Source organism: Brevibacillus dissolubilis (genome assembly GCF_006170445.1).
Classification (GTDB): domain Bacteria; phylum Bacillota; class Bacilli; order Brevibacillales; family Brevibacillaceae; genus Brevibacillus_B; species Brevibacillus_B dissolubilis.
Genome location: NZ_VCNA01000002.1, coordinates 54,312 through 76,865 on the forward strand (window position 1 = coordinate 54,312; position 22,554 = coordinate 76,865).

Genomic DNA, 22,554 nt, shown 5'->3' on the forward strand with positions numbered 1-22,554 from the left:
CTACAGTTCTACAGGAATCGTGCGGAAAAGAATCTGACGGATCAGCTCGGCATGAGGTTTGGCTGCCTCGGCGCTGACCATGTCTTGATGGGTGGCATGACCTGCATACTCGCTGTAGTGACTTTGTGTAGATTGCTTCCACTTGAGGTGATCTTCGCGTTCGGCGGCGTCTGTAGCGAGGATCAGATGGATATCAGCTTGGATCACACCTTCATTGGCAAAGCTGTTGAGATAGGTAGAATAGCTTTGGATGGAGGCGGCGACACGCTTACGGATGCTTGGTACGCGGAGGATTTCATTCGTTTCCGCCGCTTTGTCGATGAGTTCCACGCTTTCCCGAATCTGCTCTTCGCTCATGCTGTTCATCTCGACCTGACGAACGGAGTCGAGCAGGATAATCGACTCAACCTTGTGACCCTTCGCCTCCATTGCTTTGGCCATTTCAAAGGCGACGTTGCCCCCTGCGGAATACCCCATCAGCATGTAGGAGCCAGTTGGCTGGATCGTCAGGATGTGCTTGATATATTCATCGACGAGGTTTTCGTGATGGATATAATCGAACGCATAGATCGAGGTACCCGTAAGCTCATCAGCGAGCTCTTTGAACGCGGCCCCCAGACCTGCGATTGGCGGGAAGGCGAAGATGATCGGGTTGCCTGCTTCATTGAGCAGGGTGACCGGTGCTTCTTGATCGACTTGTACCCATTGCAGCTCGTCCAGCTTTTGGGCGAGGTTGCGGATGGTACGGTAGCGGAACACGAATTGCAGCGGCATATCCAGATTCATCTCTTTGCTGACGGCAGAGACAAGCTCTACCGCTCTGAGCGAGTGACCACCCAGCTCGAAGAAATCTGCCTCGACACTGACTCGGCCCATACCTAAGAGCTGTGCCCAGATGGCTGCGAGTTTTTCTTCCATCTCGTTGGCCGGAGCTTCGTACTCTGTCCCTGTATCCATATTTCCTTCTGGGGCAGGCAGGGCTTTTTTGTCAATCTTGTTGTTGACGGTAAGCGGCATGCTCTCCACCTGGACGAAGTAAGAAGGAATCATGTAGGACGGCAGCGTCTGTGCCAGATGATCGCGCAGTTCAGCCACGCTCATCGGACGCTTGGCCTCGATGTAGGCGCACAGCTGATCCTGCCCGGTTGGATCTGGATGGACGATGACCACGGTCTCGGTGATCTCGTCGTGGCTTAAGATGTGGCTCTCTACTTCACTGAGCTCAATCCGGTAGCCGCGTACTTTTACCTGATCGTCGAGGCGTCCGAGGAACTCGATGTTGCCGTCTGGCAGCCATCTTGCCAAGTCACCTGTCTTGTAGATCTTCTCGTCTGCTGCAAACGGGTTGGTGACGAACTTCTCTTCCGTCAAGTCAGGACGGTTGAGGTAGCCGCGGGCCAAACCGACACCACCGATGCACAGTTCACCCGGCACGCCGAGCGGCTGGAGCTGGTTATGGCGGCTGACGATATAGATCTGGGTGTTCGGGATTGGACGTCCGATTGGCAAGAGTCGGTCTTCTCTCTCTACCACGGTCCATTCGGTCGATTGAACCGTTGTCTCGGTCGGACCATAGGAGTTGACGAAGTGGACGTGATCTTTCCAGATTTTTGCTACCGCAGGGGTCAGAGCTGAGCCACCCGTAGACACAAACCGCAGGGATGGCATCTTCTCCGGCTTCAGCGCAGCAGCGAAGACGACTGGAATATCCATGGCGGTAATCTGATGCTCCACCACAAAATCCTGATACATGACCGGGTCTTGTCTGACCTCATTGGTCGGTACATAGAGGGTGGCACCACTGAGCAATGTGACGAAAATCTCCATGATCGACGGGTCGAACGATTGGCTCGCGTATTGCGTGATGCGGTCATGATCTGTGAAGCCGTATGTGGTTTGGAGATGCACGATCAGGTTGACGACACCACGGTTTTCGAGCATAACGCCTTTTGGCTTGCCGGTTGTACCAGACGTGTAGATGATGTATGCCAGCTGATCGGCGGTCGTCTGTACATCCAGATTGCTTGTCTCGCCTACGAACAGATGAGCTTCGTTGAGATCGAGCACTTGACCGTGGTCTTGTACCTGTCCCAGCAGATGAGTCTGGGTCAAGAGTACCTTGGCTTGGCTGTCTTCGAGAATGAACTGGATGCGCTCTGCCGGATAGACCGGATCGACTGGGACGTAGACGCCACCTGCTTTGAGCACAGCGAGGATCGCTACATACATCTCAAGAGAACGGTCGGTCATGATCGCGACGGTATCCTCTGTGCCGACTCCTTTGGCGATGAGGACGCGGGCCAGCTGGTTCGCTCTCTCGTTCATTTCCCGATAGGTCAGAGCTTGACCTTCAAAATAGATCGCGTGCTTGTCCGGTCGCAGCGCCACTTGCGCTTCGAAGAGCTGGATCAGGCTTGCCTCTGCCGGGAATTCGCCGCGGGTATCATTGAACTCCACCAGCAATTGATGCTTCTCGGCCTCTGTGACCATGTCGATCTCAGCCAAGCGTACCTGATGGTTGTTCACGATCTGACGCAGTACTTGCTTGTAATGAGCGGCGAAGCGTTGCATGGTCTCGCGCTTGAACAGCTTGGTGGCGTAGTTCAGCTCAAAGCCGATCCCTTCGCCAAGCTCGCGCGCTGTGACAGTGATATCAAAGGTCGCGATCTGGTATGGCAATTCATACGGGGCGGCTTTTGCCTCACCCAGCGCCCACTGTTCATCGCGCTCACCCATGTTTTGCAAGGTGAACAGGACGTCGAAGAGTTGGTTGCGGCTCATGTCTCGCTTCAGTGCCAGCTTCTCAACGAGTTCTTCGAATGGATAATCCTGATTTTCAAAAGCATGCAGAGCGGTTTCTCTCATCTCCGCCAGGAAGTCTGCAAAGCTCTTCTCTGCCGCCGGATAGCCGCGCATAACGAGCGTATTGATGAACATACCGACGATGGACTGCAGATCAGCATGCGGACGGCCTGCTACCGGACTGCCGACGAGGATCTCTTCCTGACCGCTGTATTTGGAGAGCGTGACTTGGAGAGCGGCGATTAGCACCATGTACATGGTCGTTCCTGTCGCCTGTGCCAGCTGGTTCAAGGATTGGGCCAGGTCTTGGTCAACCATGAAGGAAAGGCTGTCCCCGTCATAGCTGTATACGGCCGGGCGCGGATAGTCGGTTGGCATTTGCAACGCAGGGATGTCTCCTGCGAGTGCTTCGAGCCAGTATGCTTCTTGTTTTTGCAGGACAGTGCTTTGTGCCTGCTCTTGCTGCCATACGGCAAAATCTTTGTACTGGATGGACAATTCAGGCAGGTCCTTGCCTAAATAGACCGCGCTCAATTCGCCAAGCAGGATATTCATCGACACCCCGTCGGAAATGATGTGGTGCATATCCATCATCAGCACATGCTCATTGCCACTGTATGTGAGCAGTTCAGCACGGAATAATGGAGCTTCGTTCAGGTTAAACGGCTGGGTAAACTCCGCCATAAACCCTTCTACCTGATCAGCGGTCACCTGTCTGTGAACCAGACGGAAGGTTGCCTGATCCCACACATACTGTCTCATCTGACCATCTGTCCAGTCGAATGAGGTACGCAGACTTTCATGACGATCTACCAGTGTCTGGATAGAAGCTTCCAGACGAACCGGGTCAACCTCGCCACTCAGCTTCACCGCAAACGGCATGTTGTAGGTGAGCTCTGCGCCTTCGAGCTGGGTGAGGATCAGCAGACGTTTTTGCGCGGATGATACCGGATAGAATTCGCGTCGCTCGACCGGCTGGATCGCTGTGAAGGCACTCTTTTGCCCTTGCTGGATGATCTGTGCCAATTCGGCTACGGTCGGATGTTGGAAAATACTGCGGAGTGCGGTCTGCGTGTCGAATTCCTTATGCAGTCTGGAGAGCAATAACGTCGCTTTTAACGAGTGACCACCGAGTGCAAAGAAATCATCGTGCACACTGATGCGCTCAACACCGAGCAGATCTTGCCAGATCGCGACCAGTTTTGCTTCGGTCTCGTTGCGTGGAGCTACATATGCTACGCCTGTATCCATCATGCCGTCTGGTTTTGGCAGGGCACGCTTGTCGATTTTGCCGTTGATCGTGGTTGGCATCTTCTCCAAGGTGACGAAGTAAGCCGGAATCATATAAGCCGGCAGATCTTGACCAAGGTGCTGACGGAGCTCTGTAATCGTCACGTCAGTTTCTGTGACGATGTATGCGCACAGGTCGGTCTGTCCTCTTTCATCGGTGTGTGCGAGGACGATGGCTTCTTTGACCACTTCATGGGTAAGCAGCTTCGCTTCGATCTCACCCAGCTCGATCCGGAATCCACGGACTTTTACCTGATCGTCAAGACGTCCGAGATATTCGATCTGACCGTCTGGGAGCCATCTGACCAAGTCCCCTGTTTTGTACATCTTCTCTCCAGGGACAAATGGATTGTCAACGAACTTCTCAGCGGTCAGCTCTGGACGGTTGAGATAACCACGGGCCAGACCTACCCCGCCGATGCACAATTCGCCTGCTACTCCGATTGGCTGTAATTGATGCTCGGTACCTACCACATAGACTTGGGTATTGTCGATCGGGCGTCCAATCGGCAGTACTCCGTCTGTCCGCGCTTCGCGTGTATTCCATCCGGTTGCTTGGACGGATGCTTCGGTAGGACCGTAGGCATTGATATAGATGACACGGTCTTTCCACGTGTCGACCAGATCGGCTGTGATCGCTGAACCACCAGTGAACAGGAGGCGCAGAGATGTGAGCTTGTCTGGATCAACATGGACAAGGAAGACTGGCGACAGGGCGGTCACACTGATCTGGTGACGGCTCATGTACGCTTCAAACAGGGCTGGGTCTTGTGTCGTTTCCTTGGTTGGGATGTAGAGTGCCGCACCATTGAGCAAGCCCATGAAGATCTCTTTGACCGATACGTCAAAGGAAAAGCTTGCGTTCTGGAGGACACGGTCTTGTTCATTCACACCGTAGTGGTTACGGAAATAAGAGATCAGGTTCGGGATACCATGGTGTTCGACCATGACGCCTTTTGGTTTGCCTGTCGTACCTGACGTGTAGATGACATAAGCCATATCGGTCGTACGAACTGGCAGCAGGAGATTAGAATCGTCTCCCACGTACAGGCTTGGATCAGTCAGATCAAGAACCACACCTGCATACGCTACTGTGTCAGACGAGACGATTGGGCGCAGATGATCCTGAGTCAACACCACTTTTGCCTGACTGTCTTCGAGCATAAAGGCGATACGCTCTGCCGGATGGGCCGGATCGATCGGCACGTACGCTCCGCCTGCTTTGAGCACAGCGAGGATGGCGACGATCATTTCAAGAGAACGGTCGGTCATGATCGCGACGATTTGGTCGGTCACGACACCTTGTGCGACGAGTACCCGCGCCAATTGGTTGGCTTTTTCATTGAGCTGTCGGTAGGTCAGCTGCTCTCCTTCGAAATGGAGGGCCAGATGATCCGGCTGTGTCTTCGCCTGCTGCTCAAAGAGCTGGTGGATCGTCTGATCGGCTGGGTATGCAACCTTGGTCTGGTTGAATCCGTCTACTAATAGAGTTCTCTCTTCGCTTGTGACGACATCGATCTCTCTTAGCTTCACAGATGGGTTAGTAAGAATCGTGCGTACCACTTGGGTCAGGTGTGCCGCGATGTTCTCTACCAGCTGTTGATCATAGACGAGTCCGTTGTACATGAATTTGATAAAGAGCTTGTCACCCGGTCCTACGGCGATGTTGAAATCGTAGTTGGTCTGTTCGAATACTTCTGCCTGCTCGAAGTCCATCTCCAGTCGCTTGTCGAGTACGGCACGGCCATCTTCAGACGGGGTCGGATAGTTCTCAAAAGCGATCAGGTGGTCAAGCAGGCCTTGTCTCAGATCACTTGTCGCCTGAATATCTGCGAGAGACAGATAATCATAGGACGCCGAAGCGAATGCGGCTCCCTGTACCTGCTGCATCAGCTGGGCAAAGTCTTGGTCAGACCCCATCTGAATGCGGATAGGAACCGAGTTGATGAACAGACCTACCATTTGTTCGATGCCTGGGATATTGGCATTGCGGCCGGAGACGACTGCGCCAAATACGACATCATCCACCCGATTATAACGGGCAAGCAGGATTCCCCATACGGCTTGGAACAAGGTGTTCATCGTCGCATGGTGCTGCTTGGCGAGCAGTTCAAGTCCGCTTGTGGTCTCTTCATCCAAGTAGAAGACATGTGTCCGGTGATCGTACTCGCCTTCTTGACCGTGGCGCAGTTTTGGCAGGGTCGCGAGCTGTTCGTAGCCTGCGAGGTACTCGGTCCAGTAGGTGGTTGCTTCCGCTTTGTCCTGTTGCTCCAGCCAGTCGATATAGTCGCTGTACGGATAGACCGGTGCCAGTTCGAGCGGCAGGCCGTTGAGCAGCTGGTGATAGATATGGAAGAACTCTCCGATGATGATCGGGATGCACCAGCCGTCTGCGAGAATGTGATGGAACGTAAAGATCATTTGATACTCGCTGTATCCTGTCTGCAGGATGGCAGCACGGATCAGCATATCTTGGGTCAGATCAAAGCCGCGCTCTTTATCCTGTTGCTTGCAGGCTTCCAGATAAGCGGACTGTCCGTGATGATCTAGATGGCTAATATCTTCAAAAGTAATGCTGGTCGTACGCTCACCGAGGACAATCTGCAATGGACGATGCAGCCCTTCGTGAGCAAAGACCGTACGCAGTACATCATATCGGTCGATCACGGTGTTGAGGCTCTGCTCCAGGAGTCCAAGTTCCAATGTGCCACGAAGCGGTACACGGTATTGCTCCAGATAAGCAAAGGACTCATGATCCATCGAAGCATGGAACAGCATACCTTCCTGCATCGGAGAAAGTGGGTACAGCTTGGCGATCTCTGCTTCCCCTGCTCTTTCCTGGACAAATCGGCGGATGGATTCCCACTCGTCGATGCTGAGCTTGCCATAGCCGAGATCAGACGGAGTGCGTTCACTGGTTGTCTGGCTGACGCAATGCTCTACGACTGCCAGCAGATTCGCTTTGAGCTGGTCGGTGAAGCGCTCCATGTTGCCCGGATCAAACGCATGGTGATTGTACATCACCGAAAGCTTCAGCTGGCCGCCGACTGTCACGCCTGTGATATCGATCAACTGATCGCGCTCCATGTTCGGGCTGACCATCACACCACTGGACATCGGGGAGACACTGAATACACCTGTCTTAGCCTCCTGATCGAATTGACCGAGGTAGTTGAAGCTGATCTGTGGTTGCAGACCAAATGTGATATCTTGCTTCGATTCGGCTGGCGTGAGGTACTTCAGGATGCCGTAGCCAATCCCTTTGTTCGGAATCTGGCGCAGCGTTTCTTTGACATACTTGACGCGGTACGCTGTATCGGTCGCTTTGGACAAATCAAGCACGACAGGGTAGGACGATGTAAACCAGCTGATCGTACGGGTGATGTCGGCATCCTCGATGATGTCTTCGCGTCCATGACCCTCTAAGAGCAACAGCACTTGATCGTCTCCAGTCCAGTCCGTAACGGTCTTGCCGAGCGCTGTCAGGAGGATGTCATTCACCTCGGTACGGTATGCGCGGTGTGCATCTTTTAACAATTGCCCGGTATGCTCACGGGACAGCTCGATGGTCAGCGTGGTTGCTTCCTGCATGCGGTTGTCGCTGATCACATGATCGGTTGGAAGTGGGCGGACTTGAGCCTGTCCGACTTGGTTCCAGTAGCCTTTTTCTTGGAGCAGGGCTTTGCTGGTGGCATAAGCATCCAATTGTTTGGCCCACTCTTGGAACGAAGTGGTCTTCTCAGGGAATGTGATCGCTTCCCCTTGGCTTGCCTGGGTGTACGCGGAGGTGAAATCTTCAAGCAGGATGCGCCAGGATACCCCGTCGATGACCAAGTGATGAATGGCAATCAACAGATGATCTCCCGCACCGGTCTGGAACAGGCCAAGCTTGACCAGTGGACCGTTGAGATCGATGCTCGCTTGGATCCGACTTGCTTCTTGCTCGATTCTTTCTGCTAAGATGGTCTCGTCTGCGACTTGGGTCAGATCGATGACTTCGAGCTGCAAGGCATGTTCGTTGGTGTCACTGATGCCTTTGTTCACTTGTCGGAGGCTGTCCGCATCCATCGTAAAACTCATCCGCAATGCATCGTGATGCTCCACCAGTCGGGCGAAGACCTGACGTAATACATCCGGGTCAAATCCTTCTTGTCGGTACAGCATGTTCGCTTGGTTAAAATGATGCAGATCGGTCTGATGCTCCTCGAAGAACCAGCGCTGGATCGGTGTAAGCAGGACATCCCCCTCGACCGTTCCTTGGTCATGGGTCTGGGTGACGGTCTTGATGTACTTGCTCAGCTCGGCAATCGTCGGATTCTTGAACAGGTCGCTGATCACCATTTTGCAGCCTTGCTTGTTGAGGCGGGCAGAGATCTGAATCGCCTTGATCGAGTCGCCCCCTACTTCAAAGAAGTTGTCGTAAATACTGATGCGGGCTACACCCAGAACCGTTTGCCAGCAGTCTGCAAGCATCGCTTCGATTTCGTTGCGTGGTGCCGTGTATTCGGCGCCGGACGCCATGGCTGCTGCGTCTGGTTTTGGCAGAGCTTTCTTGTCGATTTTGCCGTTGACCGTCAGCGGCATCTGATCCAGCTGGACAAAAAAGGCTGGAATCATGTACGACGGCAGATGCTGTCCGATGTGGCTGCGCAGTTCTGCGACAGGCAGATTGCGGCTGGCCACGAGGTAGGCACATAGCTCGGTCTGGCCGCGCTCATCGGTATGCGCGAGGACAACGGTTTCTCTCACGTCTTCGTGCGTGAGCAGCTGGGCTTCGATCTCACCGAGTTCGATCCGGTAGCCGCGGACTTTTACCTGATCGTCGATACGGCCGAGGTATTCGATGTTGCCATCAGGGAGCCATCTGACCAAGTCACCCGTCTTGTACATGCGTTCGCCTGGGACGAATGGGTTTTGGACAAATGCTTGTTCAGTCAGATCAGGACGGTTGAAGTAGCCGCGTGCAAGACCTGTACCGCTGATGCAAAGCTCGCCTGGGATACCGACTGGCTGTAATTGATTGTCCGTATTCACGATGTAGACCTGCGTATTTGAAATCGGTTGGCCGATTGGGACAACGCCATCCGTACGGTCACGGGCGATCCATGCCGTAGCCATGATGGAGGATTCAGTCGGGCCGTACGCATTCCAATACGTCAGGCGGTCTTTCCACGTCTGGACGATCTCCTTGTTGGACGCGGAGCCGCCTGTGATGAGTAGACGCAGGGACTTGAATTGGTCAGGATCGACACTGGTGATGTAGACCGGCGGAATGAACGAAACGGTAATCTGGTTCGTCTCGACGAACGTACCGAATGCAGCCGGATCTTGTACGATCTCCTGTGTCGGCAGGTACAGTGTCGCACCTGAGAGCAGGCACATCATGATTTCTAATACAGATGCGTCAAAGGAGAAGCTGGCGAATTGAGTGAAACGGTCCTTCTTGCCAAGCTCAAACTGACTTTGCACATACGTGTGCAGGCTGACAATCCCGTGATGCTCCAGCATGACCCCTTTTGGTTTTCCGGTTGTACCGGATGTGTAGATCACATAGGCGAGGTCGGTTGCGAGTGCACCCTGCTCTGGATTGGATGTGTCGCCATGGTACAGGCTGGCATCGTCGAGGTTCATGACGCGGATGTCTGTTGGGACTTTTTCGTTGAGATGGCTTTGGGTGAGCAGCACCTTCGCCTGACTGTCTTCGAGCATGTATTGGATGCGGTCGATTGGATAGACCGGATCGACTGGTACATACGCCCCACCTGCTTTGAGCACAGCCATAATCGCAATGATCATCTCCAGGGAACGGTCAGCCATAATCGCTACGATGTCGTCTCTCTTCACTCCTTCTGCGATGAGAAGGCGGGCCAGTTGGTTGGCTTTTTCATTCAGCTCCTGGTAGCTGAGCTGCTGACCTTGGTAATAGAGAGCCGGATGTGCCGGATGGTTCGCCGCTTGCATCTCAAAGATCTGGTGGATCGTCGCCTCTTGTGGATAGTCCATGCTGTTCAGGTTGAAGGCTGTGATCAGCTGTTCTTTTTCTGCGTCTGTAACCATGTCGATCTCAGAGAGACGGATCTGATGGTTGGACACGATGGAACGAAGCACTTGGGTGTAGTGACCCGCCATTCGTTGCATGGTGTCTGCGCGGAACAGCTTGGTGCAGTAGTTGAGGTAGAAGACCAGCTCGTCATCGCCCTCTTCTGCTGCCAGTGTCAGGTCAAACTTGGCAAGCTGCAGGTCCCCTTCATACGGGGTGGCTGTTACGCCGTCGAGGCTCACGCTTGCCCGACCCATGTTTTGCAGGGTGAACATCACGTCAAACAGTGGATTGCGGCTCATGTCCCGCTTCACATCTAATCGATCCAGCAGTTCCTCGAACGGATAATCTTGATTTTCAAAGGCATGCAGAGCCGTTTCCTTCATCTCTTGCAGGAAGGTGTCAAACGTCTTGTGGCGCGCCGGATAGCCGCGCAGCACGAGTGTGCCGACGAACATTCCCACGATTGACTCCAGATCTGCATGTGGACGGCCAGCAATCGGGCTTCCGACGAGGATTTCCTCTTGACCGCTGTACTTAGCCAGCATCGCTTGGAAAGCACTGAGCAGTACCATGTACAAAGTCGTGCCAGTCTCGGATGCAAGTCGGCGAAGCTCCTGTACCAGTTCCTTGTCGATGGAGAACGGTACGATGTCACCCTCGAAGCTTTGCACAGACGGACGGGCAAAGTCGGTCGGCAGAGTCAAGGACGGGATTTCACCGGACAGTGCTTCTAACCAGTACGCTTCTTGCTGCTTCATCGCATCAGTCTGGTAGAAAGCTTGCTGCCAGGCGGCGAAGTCTTTGTACTGAATGCGCAGTTCTGGAAGCTGTCCGCCCGCATAGAGCTGGGACAGTTCTTCGAAAAGGATATTCAGCGAGACCCCGTCGGAAATGATGTGGTGCATGTCGATCATCAGCGCGTGATCATCCTCTCCGAACGTCACGAGCTCGGCGCGGATCAACGGCGCTTGGCTGAGGTCGAACGGACGGATGAAGCCTTGTACCGCTTGGGACAGCAGTTCGTCACGGGAGACGGTGTCGGATGCGAGATGAGTAAGTGGCATCTCGAAGCGTACTTCTGGATGAATGCGCTGCACAGGCTCACCATCGATCCAGTCAAACGACGTACGCAAGCTCTCATGACGCTGTACCAGCTCTTGGAGGGCAAGCTCCAGACGTGCGGCATCTATCGTACCGTTGAGGGTAAGCACGACTGGCATGTTGTACGCAGTCTCTGCGCCTTCCATCTGTGCGATGATCAGCACTCGTTTTTGTGTGGAGGAGACTGGGTAGTAATCGCGTGTCTCCACTGGTTGGATCGCCGCATAGGATTGCTTCTGAGACTGTCCGATCAGTTCTGCCTGCTGCTCCACGGTGGTATGTGTGAAAATATCACGCAGAGCGATCTTGGTATCGAATTCTTTATGCAGCTTGGAGACGAGTACGGTCGCCTTGAGCGAGTGACCACCAAGGACGAAGAAGTCATCACGCACGCCTACTTGCTCCATGCCGAGCAGTTCTTTCCAGATGGTAACGAGCTTCTCTTCCCGTTCATTACGTGGTGCGATGTACTCGGTGCCGCTGCCGATGAAGCCGTCTGTCGGAAGAGCTTTGCGGTCGATCTTACCGTTGGCTGAGAGTGGCATGCTCTCCAGTTGTACGAAGTGAGACGGGATGAAGTAATTCGGTAATTCTTCACTCAGGAACTCACGCATCTCAGACGCCGTAATCTCTCTGGTAGCGACGATATAGGCGCAGAGGTATTTTTCCCCGGCATGATCTTCGCGGGCGACTACGACGGTTTCTTTCAAGTCTGGATGCGCCAAGATTTGGGTCTCGATCTCGCCAAGCTCAATCCGGTACCCGCGGATTTTCACCTGATGGTCGATCCGGCCGAGGTATTCGATATTGCCGTCCGGCATCCAGCGGGTCAGGTCTCCGGTACGGTACATCCGCTCCCCTGGGACAAAAGGATTCTCAACGAATTTTTCAGCGGTCAGTTCTGGACGGTTCAGATAGCCACGGGCCAGCTGTACTCCTCCGATGCAGAGTTCACCTGCGACTCCGATAGGCTGGAGCTGGTTCTCTGGGCTGACGACGTAGAGCTGAGTATTGTCGATCGGTTTCCCGATTGGTACGGTGTCGAGTGCTTCCCCTGTGGAGCAGTCAAACACAGATACGTCGACGGTCGCCTCGGTTGGGCCGTACAGGTTGATCAGCTTGGTTCCGTGTGCTTCGTGAAGCAGTCGGTTGAACCGTTCGACATGTGCTACCTGCAGGGCTTCCCCTGAAGCGAAGACATGGCGTAGGCTGGCAAGGCGGCTGATTTCACTGCGGTTGATGTCGATATGCTCTAGGAAGGCATGCAGCATCGACGGTACGAAGTGCATCGTCGTCACGCGGCGGCGTTCGATCTCGTTGACGATGGTAGCCGGCTCTTTCTCCCCTTCTGGGATTAGGTAGCTGACTTGTGCCCCGACGAATGACCACCAGAACATCTCCCATACGGATACGTCAAAAGTGAACGGTGTCTTTTGCAGGATTACATCGCTTTCCCCAAGCGGATAAGCCTTGTCCATCCAGAGCAGGCGGTTCAGTACGGACCAGTGCTCGATCATGGCTCCTTTTGGCTTGCCGGTAGAGCCGGAGGTGTAGATGACATAGGCCATATCTGTCGGCTGATTGATATGTTCGAGGTTGGAGCCGTCTTCGTGGTAGGCATCCGGTTGATCCAAGTCGATGACCAGACCGTCAAAAGCAACCACACCGATCAGATGAGACTGTGTCAAGAGAACCTGTGCCTGGCTGTCTTCCAAGGTGAATTCCAGACGGTCCTGCGGATGCTTCGGATCAAGCGGCAGATAGGCACCGCCTGCCTTGATAATCCCCATGATCCCGACGATCATCTCAAGTGAGCGTTCTGCCATAATCCCCACGATGCTGTTGGCCGTCACTCCATTCGCACGAAGGGTACGGGCGACTTGGTTGGCACGGTGGTTCAGCTCGCCGTAGGTCAACTGCTGGTCTTGGAAATAGACCGCTGGCTGATCTGGGATGCGCGCTACTGTCGCTTCCATCAGCTGATGTATCGTCTTGTCACGCGGGAAGTCCGCTTCTGTGTCGTTGAACACCCCTAAGACTTGGTGCTTCTCGGCATCGGTCAGGATGTTGATGGTGCCGATATGGGCCTCAGGATTGGTCACAATAGCTTGGGCGAGTACGCTGAGGTGGCTCGCGATGTTCTCTACCAGCTGCGGATCGTAGACGACCGCATTGTATTTGAAGTTGATATATAACTCATCGTTAGGTGCGACCAATACGGTGAAATCATAGTTGGTCTGCTCGAACGCATCCATCTGAGCAAAATCAAAGCGGAGACGCTCTTCACCAGCTGCTGTCTCCTCTTCGTCCGGTGTCGGATAGTTCTCAAAGACGACGAGGTGGTCGAGCAGGTCTTTTTTCAGGCTGCTCAGTGCCTGGGTCTCTGCGAGGGACAAATAATCATAAGCAGAGGAAGCCAGACTTTGTGCCTGTACGTCCTTGAGCAGATCCACAAAGCTCATCGCTGCATTCGGCTGGACGCGCACAGGGATGGAGTTGATGAACAGACCGACGATTTGTTCAATTCCTTGCACATCCGCGTTACGACCGGATACGACTGCACCGAATACGACATCGGTCACGCCGTTGTAGCGTCCCAAGAGAATGCCCCAGAGGCTTTGGAACACATTGTTGAGTGTGGTCTGGTGCTGCTTCGCCAGACGCTCCAAGCCAGCGGTCGTCGCTTTGTCGAGGAAGAAGATATGACTGCCTTGCACATAGCTGCTGGTCTTCGGTGTGCGCCATTTTGGCAGGGTCGCCAAATGCTCATAACCTGCGAGGTACTGCTGCCAGTAAGCAAGCGCCTCTTCTCTGTCTTGGTTCTCCAGCCAGCCGATGTAGTCGCTGTATGGATACACCACACCAAGCTGAGCCTGTGTCTGATGGAGCGCCGCATGGTAGGTCCGCAACAGCTCATCGAGTACCAGAACGAAGCACCAGCCATCCAGAATGATGTGATGGAAGCTGATCAGCATCCGATACGTATCCACACCTGTCTGGAATACGCTGATCCGCAGCAATACATCACGGGACAGATCGAAGCCGCGCTGTTTATCCTGCTCACGGAATGCAGTAAGACGGGCCTGTTGCTCCTCTTCCCCAAGCGTTGACCAGTCTTCAAAATGAATCGTGGTGGTGCGTTCGCGCAGGACGATCTGGTGCGGACGTGCGAGATGCTCGTGGACAAACACCGTGCGCAACGCATCATAGCGGGCCAAGACAGCATGGAGACTCTGCTCCATCAGCGCAAGGTCAAACCGGCCTGTGAACGGAATGCAGTTTTGCTCAAAATAAGCAGGACTGTCTGGTTCGAGCATCGCGTGGAACAGCATCCCCTCCTGCATCGGGGAAAGCGGATAAGCCTTCGTGATCGCAGCCTCTTTGACCTGTTGTTGTACCGTCGCCTTGATCTGTTCGAATTCGGCAATCGTCAGGGTACGCGCCCCCACATCAGATGGTGTCTGTTCGCTGACCTTCTGTTCGGCACAATGCTCGATGATCGCAATCAGATTGGCTTTGAACTGATCTGCAAGACGCTTCATGGTCGCTTTGCCGAACGCATGGTGGTTGTACGCGAGCGCCATTTGCAGCTTGCCGCCAAAAATACCGCCATTGATCTCCACTTGTTGACCACGGACAAATTGGTCGCTGAGCGCTTCTCCACTAGGCATAGACGATGCGGCGAACACCTCTGTCGCGCTGTCCTGATCGAACTGCCCCAGATAGTTGAAGCTGATCTCCGGCTGCAGAGCAAATGTCAACGACTCACGGTACTCAGCTGGAGTCAGATACTGCAGGATGCCATAGCCGACCCCTTTGTTCGGAATCTGACGCAGGGTTTCCTTGACCTGCTTGATTTGGGCAGCGATGTCAGATTGATTGGTATGGATCACGACTGGATAGGCGGAGGTGAACCAGCCGACTGTCCGGGTGATATCCATGCCTTCCATGATGTCTTCACGTCCATGACCTTCGAGCAGGATAAGCTGGTGATCAGCCCCTGTCCAAGCCGAAAGCGTCATACCCAGTGCGGTGAGCAGCAGATCGTTGATTTCGGTATGGTAAGCGTGATGCACATGTGTTAACAGGCGTTTGGTATGGGCTTTGGAAAGCTGGATTTGCAGGGTAGAGCTGTCTTTTTTGCGGTTTTCTCCGGTATGCTCGTCGCGTGGCAAGGCTTGAATCGGGGTCTGCTCCAGTTGGTTCCAGTATGGGACTTCTTTGAGCAGGGCCTTGCTCGTCGCATACGATTGCAGACGGGTCGCCCATTCCTTGAACGATACGGTCTTCGCCGGGAACACGATCGCTTCCCCGCGCAATGACTGTGCATAGCCCGTAGAGAAATCCTCCAGCAAAATGCGCCAGGATACACCGTCCACAACCAGATGGTGGATGACGATGAGCAGATGGTCACCTTGCACGGTATGGAACAGACCCAGCTGTACCAGCGGCCCCTTCCCTGTCAGGTCGATGCCAGCGTGCAGGCGGTCGGCTTCCTTGGCGATGAGTGCGGCTGTCTCCTTCTCCTCTGTCACATGGGTCAGATCGAATTCTTCCAGATGGAATGGAGCATCTGTCACTCCTTGATTCACCTGTTCGATCACGCCGTCTGTGCCAAACCCATAGCTCATCCGCAGTGCATCATGATGCTCGATGATGCGTCCGAATACCTCGGCTACTTTTTCCCGATCAAATCCTTCTGCACGGAAAATCATATTGGCTTGGTTAAAATGATGACGATCCTGATCCTGTGTCGCAAAGAACCAGTGCTGGATCGGAGTGAGCGGTACCTCCCCTTCGACCATTCCCTGGTCAAATGTGGTGGTGACAGACTTGACGAATTGACTCAGCTCGGCAATCGTCGGGTGCTTGAACAGATCGCGCATCTCCAGCTTGAGCCCTTCTTTGTGCAGGCGGGCTGAGATCTGGATCGCTTTGATCGAGTCGCCCCCGATCTCGAAGAAATTGTCGTTGATCCCGACGCGGTCGATTCCCAGCACACTGCCCCATGCGTCAGCAAGAATCGCTTGTGTATCGGTGACAGGTGCGGTGTATTCCAGACCGGTTGCTTTGGAGCCTTCTGGTTTTGGCAGTGCTTTTTTATCGATCTTGCCGTTGACGGTGAGCGGCATCTCGTCGAGTTGGACGAAGTATGCTGGGATCATATAGCTTGGCAAGTGTTTTCCGATATGTTGACGTAATTCGGTTACGGACAACTCTCTTGTAGCGGTCAGATAAGCGGCCAAGTCGGTGGTGCCATGCTCATCGGTCAATGGGATGACGATGGTCTGAATGATCTCATCGTGAGTCAACAGCTGTGCCTCAATCTCACCCAGCTCAATCCGATAACCACGCACTTTGACCTGATCATCCAAGCGGCCCAGATATTCGATATTGCCATCTGGCATCCAGCGCACGAGGTCACCTGTTTTATACATCAGTTCACCTGGAACGTACGGATTGGTGACAAAAGCAGCAGCGGTCAGTTCCGGACGGTTGAGATATCCGCGGGCCAAGCCTACCCCGCCGATGCACAGCTCACCCGGTACGCCGATTGGCTGCAGCTGATGCGCGCTGTTGACCACATAGAGCTGCACGTTGTCGAGCGGTTTACCGATGGTGATCAGGCCGTCTTCGCGCTCCTCGGCGATCCATCCCGTTGCCTGTACGGATGCTTCGGTTGGGCCGTACGCATTGACGTAGCGTACACGCTTGCTCCAGGTGCGTACCATCTCGATGGTAGTAGCGGAACCACCTGTAAACAGCAGGCGAAGAGATGTCAGTTGATCCGGATTGATATGCACGGCAAAAACAGGTGGCAAAATCGCTGCCGTGATCTGATGCTCTCTCATGTACGCTTCGTAGAGTGCCGGATCTTGCGTGGTCTCTTTGGTCGGCACGTAGAGAGTGGCTCCGTTGAGCAGGGCCATGAAAATCTCTTTTACCGATACGTCAAACGAGGAGCTGGCATACTGCATGACACGGTCCTGCTCAGACATCCCGTAGTGCGTACGGATGTTCTGAATCAGGTTCGGAATCCCGTGGTGCTCGACCATTACCCCTTTTGGTTTCCCGGTTGTACCAGAGGTGTAGATGACATAGGCCAGATCGGTTGTCTGTACCTTATAATCTGGATTAGCAGTCTCTCCGCTATAGAGCGACTCATCATCAACAAGCAGGATATGCCCGTCAAAAGGTACGTTCTCTGCATAGGGACGCTGGGTCAGCAGAATCTGTGCCTGGCTGTCTGTCAGCATGTACCCAATACGTTCAGCAGGATAGATCGGGTCGATCGAGACATAGGCCCCACCTGCTTTGAGGATGGCGAAGATGGAGACGATCATCTCTACAGAACGGTCTGCCATGATCGCGACGAGCTGGTCGGCCTGTACTCCTTTTTCACGGAGATGACGGGCGAGCTGGTTCGCCTTTTCATTCAACTCCCGATAGGTCAGCAGCTGGCCCTCCACATAAAGCGCAGGGTGATCCGGGCGAAGCGATACCTGCTCTTCAAACAGCTGGTGGATGGTCCGATCAGCTGGATATGGGGTTGGGGCCGGATTGTACTCTTGTAACAGAGTCTCTTTCTCGGCGACCGTCAGCATGTCGATCTCAGACAGGCGAACGCTTGGATTGTGCAGAATGGCATGGAGAATCTGGACAAAATGAGCCAGCATGCGCTCAACGGTCTCCTGTTTGAACAGCTTGGTGCAATAGTTGAAAGCAAACTGATAATGATCTTCGTAATCTGCTACCTCAAAGGTCAGATCGAACTTGGCAATGTCAAAGCTGAGTGGATATGGACTCACTGTGGCATCGCCGAAAGCCAGGTCAGATCGCGGAGTATTTTGCAGGACGAACATCACGTCAAACAGCGGATTACGGCTGAGATCGCGCTTGATGCCCAGTTTTTCGATCATCGTTTCGAGCGGATAATCTTGGTTTTCGTTCGCGCGTAAGGAGGCTTCTTTCATCTCCTCTAAGAAGGCAGCAAAGGTCTTCTCTGCTTCTGGATAGCCACGCATCACGAGGGTGCTGACGAACATCCCAATCATCGACTGCAGGTCAGCATGTGGACGGCCGGCGACCGCGGTACCGACGAGGATGTCGTGTTGCCCGCTGTATTTGGACAAGAGTACTTGGAAGGCGGTCAACAGTACCATGTACATGGTTGTTCCTGTCTGTGCAGCCAAGTCACGCAGCGATTGGGTAAGCTTCGCATCTGTGAGGAAGGACACGGTCGCACCGTCGAAGCTTTGCACCGCTGGTCTTGGGAAATCGGTCGGCAGCTGCAGGACTGGAATCTCCCCGTCCATATGACGTAACCAGTACTGCTCTTGGATCTCCATTACATCAGTCTTGAACAGCTCCTCTTGCCATACCGCAAAATCTTTGTATTGCACACGCAATTCTGGCAATTCTTCTCCCACATACAATTTGGACCATTCATCAAACAAGACCGCGATGGAGACCCCGTCCGAAATGATGTGGTGCATATCGAGCATCAGCAAGTGTTTTTTCTCGCCGTACGTGATGAGTTGGGCCCGGAATAACGGGGCTTTTGCCAGTTCAAACGATTGCACAAATTTGCCAACAGTAACTCCAATTTCCTCTTCTGTTGTAACTTGGTGATCCAGTGTAAAATCAATACTTGGCTTGATCTGCTGCACAGGCTCCCCGTCTACCCAGACAAATGAGGTACGGAAGCTGTCGTGGCGGTCGATGAGGATTTGGATCGCGCGCTCCAGACGAGCCGGATCGATCTCACCTTCGATCTTCCACAAATTTGGCATGTTGTACGTAACCGATGCGCCTTCCAGCTGGCTGGTGATCAGCATCCGTCTTTGTGCGGCAGACAGTGGATAGTAGTCGCGTGTCTCCACCGGTTCGATGGAGCTAAAGGTGGTTTTTTCCTCCATTTGCGTGACCGCCGCTTCCTTCATCCCGCTCTCCAGCAGATGAATCATCTCTGCGATGGTTTGGAATTGGAACACATAACGAATCGACAAATGAATTCCGAACGCTTTATGGATCTGGGAAACAAGCACGGTTGCTTTCAGTGAATGTCCGCCTAACTCGAAGAAATTCTCATGGATTCCGATCCGCTCGATCCCCAATACATCCTGCCAGATCTCTGCAAGCTTGGCTTCTGACTCGGTACGTGGGGCGACATATTCCTTGCTTGCGGTCAGGGAAGTGTCAGGTTTTGGCAGAGCACGCTTGTCAATCTTGCCGTTGGTGGTAAGCGGCATCTTGTCCAAGCTGACAAAATGGGTCGGAATCATATAGTGCGGCAGGTCTTGACTCAGATACGCTTTCCAGTCGGATACGTTAGGGAGTTCCTGCTGATCTTGCTCCACGACGACATAGGCACAGAGATAACGGTGACCCGGTTCATCTTCACGGGCGATAACCACCGCTTCTTTGACCGCTTCATGATCGTTCAGCTTGGCTTCGATTTCACCCAGCTCGATACGGAAGCCGCGGATTTTGACCTGCATGTCGATCCGGTCGAGGTATTCGATATTGCCGTCAGGAAGCCACTTCACCAAGTCGCCGGAGCGATACATCACTTTTCCTGGGCGGAACGGATGCGGTACGAATTTTTCTGCGGTAAGATCTTCGCGGTTGAGATAGCCGAGTGCCACCCCGTCCCCTGCGATGCACAATTCACCGGCCACGCCGATCGGCTGGATTTTGTTTTGGGCATCGAGGACATAGAGTTCCGTGTTCGCCAGCGGTTTTCCGATTGGGACGGTAACGGCTTTTTCCGGTACCTCGTTGATCGGGTAATAGGTGGCAAATACGGTCGTTTCGGTAGGTCCATAGACGTGGATCAATACATCTGGCCCGAGGAACTCCAGTGCCTTGCGGATATGACGTACCGAGCAACGCTCCCCGCCGAACAGGATTTTGCGGACTCCCTGCAAGCTCTCAACGGCCACTTCTACCAATGTATTAAACAGAGCTGTCGTACTAAAGAATGCGGTTACACTTTCATCCCGGATGAGAGCCGACAGGGCCACAATATCGGTCACAGTCTCTTTTTTCATCAGAACCAGCTTCGCTCCGTTCAACAGCGCACCGAAAATATCAAAGGTGGAACCGTCGAAGGCGTAGTTGGAGAGCTGCAACAGGGTGTGGTCTTCGTTGATGTCGATGTAGTTGGTGTTCTTCACGACACGGTTGACGTTGGTATGCAAGGTGACGATCCCTTTTGGTTTACCGGTCGTACCAGAGGTGTATATGATATAGCAACGATCTTGTGAGTCGTTCACAAGCACAGGGTTCGTGGTATCGTTTGCATCGATGGCCGGGTCTTCCAGCTTGATGACTTGTCCATGGAAAGATACGAGGTCAGCCATGTGGGACTGGCTGAGCAATACGTTCGCCTGTGTATCTTCGAGCATGAATGAAATCCGCTCAGCCGGGAATTCCGGATCAATCGGCAGGTAGGCTCCGCCCGCTTTCAAAATCCCCATGATGCCAATGATCATCTCAAACGAACGATCGGCGATCAAACCGACGACATCCTTGCGCTTCACTCCCGCTTTACGCAGGTGGTGAGCCACTTGGTTGGCCCGTTCGTTCAGCTCTGCGTATGTCATCGTTTTGGATTCAAATACCAGTGCGGTACGCTCAGGGGTCAATGCCACCTGCTGCTCAAAGCATTCATGGATCGTCTTCTCACGCGGGTAGTCTGTGATCACTTCACTGAATTCCCCTAGGATCAGATCTTTTTCTGCATCTGTCAGCATCTGCAGCTCATCCACGCGCTTGTCCGGATGATGAATCGCATCCTCCATCAGATGGAATAGATGGTCGGTCAATTTATCAATATCAGCTTCTGTGAATACGTCTGTTATGTAGTCAATCTCGATGGTAAGCAGGTCTTTATCATGATGGTCCTGGACGTGAAGCGCGATCTCCTCGGTCAGATGTCCCATGAACAACTGGTCAAAGATATAGCGCACACCATCGATCTGTTCGAACCCAAGCACCTGGAATCCGGCAAAAAGTCGGAACAGACCGTTCACATCTGGGTGCTTCTCACGGACTTCCTGCACGAGTTGGTTGTATGGATATTTCTGATGACGAAATAATTTCGTTTGCTTCTTCGCTACATTGCGGATAAAGGAGAGGATGTCCTGCTCAGGTTCTCCCTGCACGCGGAATGGCATCGTACTTACCAGCATCCCGATCATATCTTTTTCTTTCCGCTGGGTGCGGTTATAACAGGTTGTCCCAATCGTGATATCGGACTGTCCGGTCAAGCGGTAGACATACACATGGAACATGCTCATGAACAAGGTAAAAATACTGATATTGTGCTCTTTGCAGAAGGCCTGTGCCTCGTCACGCAGCGCTTGTGGTACGATGAAGCGCTTGCGTCGTGCTTTTGTGCTGACCGTAAACGCATCCTGTGTCTTCAGTCCTGTAAACTCAGACAGCGTGTCGAACTCCGCATGCCAGAATGCCCGGTCTTTTGCAAAACGTTCGGACTGCTCGTATTCCATCTCACCCTGGATATATTCTGTATAGGGTGCCGGTATCGGATATTGCGTATTCTCTAATACATTCACATTGCGTACCAATTCCGTATAGAGCGTAATGATTTGGTTTACGATCTGGACGAACGCCATACCATCCATCAGGATATGGTGTACTTTGATGAACAGGTGTCCCTTTTGCTCGCTTTCTTTGATGACAGCGAACTCAAACAGATCCTGATCGATCATCGGGAGTGGCTGCTCGAACTGATTCTGTGCCCAAGCATCCAGCTCACTCCTATCTGCTGATCCACTGAAGTCGTAGTACGGAATGTTGACCGGCGTATAAGGTGCGAAATACTGGCGCGGCTCATTCCGTTCCTGATCCCATACGATGCGCAACCGGATGGAGTCATTCAGTTGGAGAAATGCTTGAATCGCTTGTTCCAAAAGCCCAAAATCCAATTGGTCTGCCTCTACATGCGCAAGACCCCCAATGTTCGAGATGCTGGTATTAGGAAAAAATTCCTCCGTAAACCAGATCCGCTTTTGGGGATGAGTTAGTTGATAAGTCTCGCTACTCCTCATTACTACCATTATCCTCCCCGGTTCTCTTTATTCTCTTATGAATATTAATGATGTATTATTCACCATTATAATACATAAGGCTTTAATTTTTGTAAATTCTTTGTTTATATTTTCCTATATTTCAATAATAACAGTGATAAGTTTAAACAAAAAGTCCTATTTTTATATATTTTTATCATAAATAAAAAAATCCTGGGTACAAAGAACGCTTTGTTTCCAGGATTTTATCGGTATGAATTT

Annotated in this window: 1 protein-coding gene; it reads right to left on the minus strand. The window is 53.0% G+C overall.

Going from position 1 to position 22,554, the window contains the following annotated elements; genetic code table 11:
• Positions 1-22,314 carry a non-ribosomal peptide synthase/polyketide synthase gene (locus tag FGI41_RS02835; RefSeq protein WP_176560096.1) on the minus strand — a complete coding sequence of 7,438 codons (22,314 nt, stop codon included), beginning with the start codon at positions 22,312-22,314 and terminating at the stop codon, positions 1-3.
• Positions 22,315-22,554: the final 240 nt, after the last annotated feature.

Bases quoted from the DNA above. Each gene is read 5' to 3' on its own strand.
- FGI41_RS02835 (WP_176560096.1), bottom strand. From the start codon at position 22,314: ATGAGGAGTAGCGAGACTTATCAACTAACTCATCCCCAAAAGCGGATC.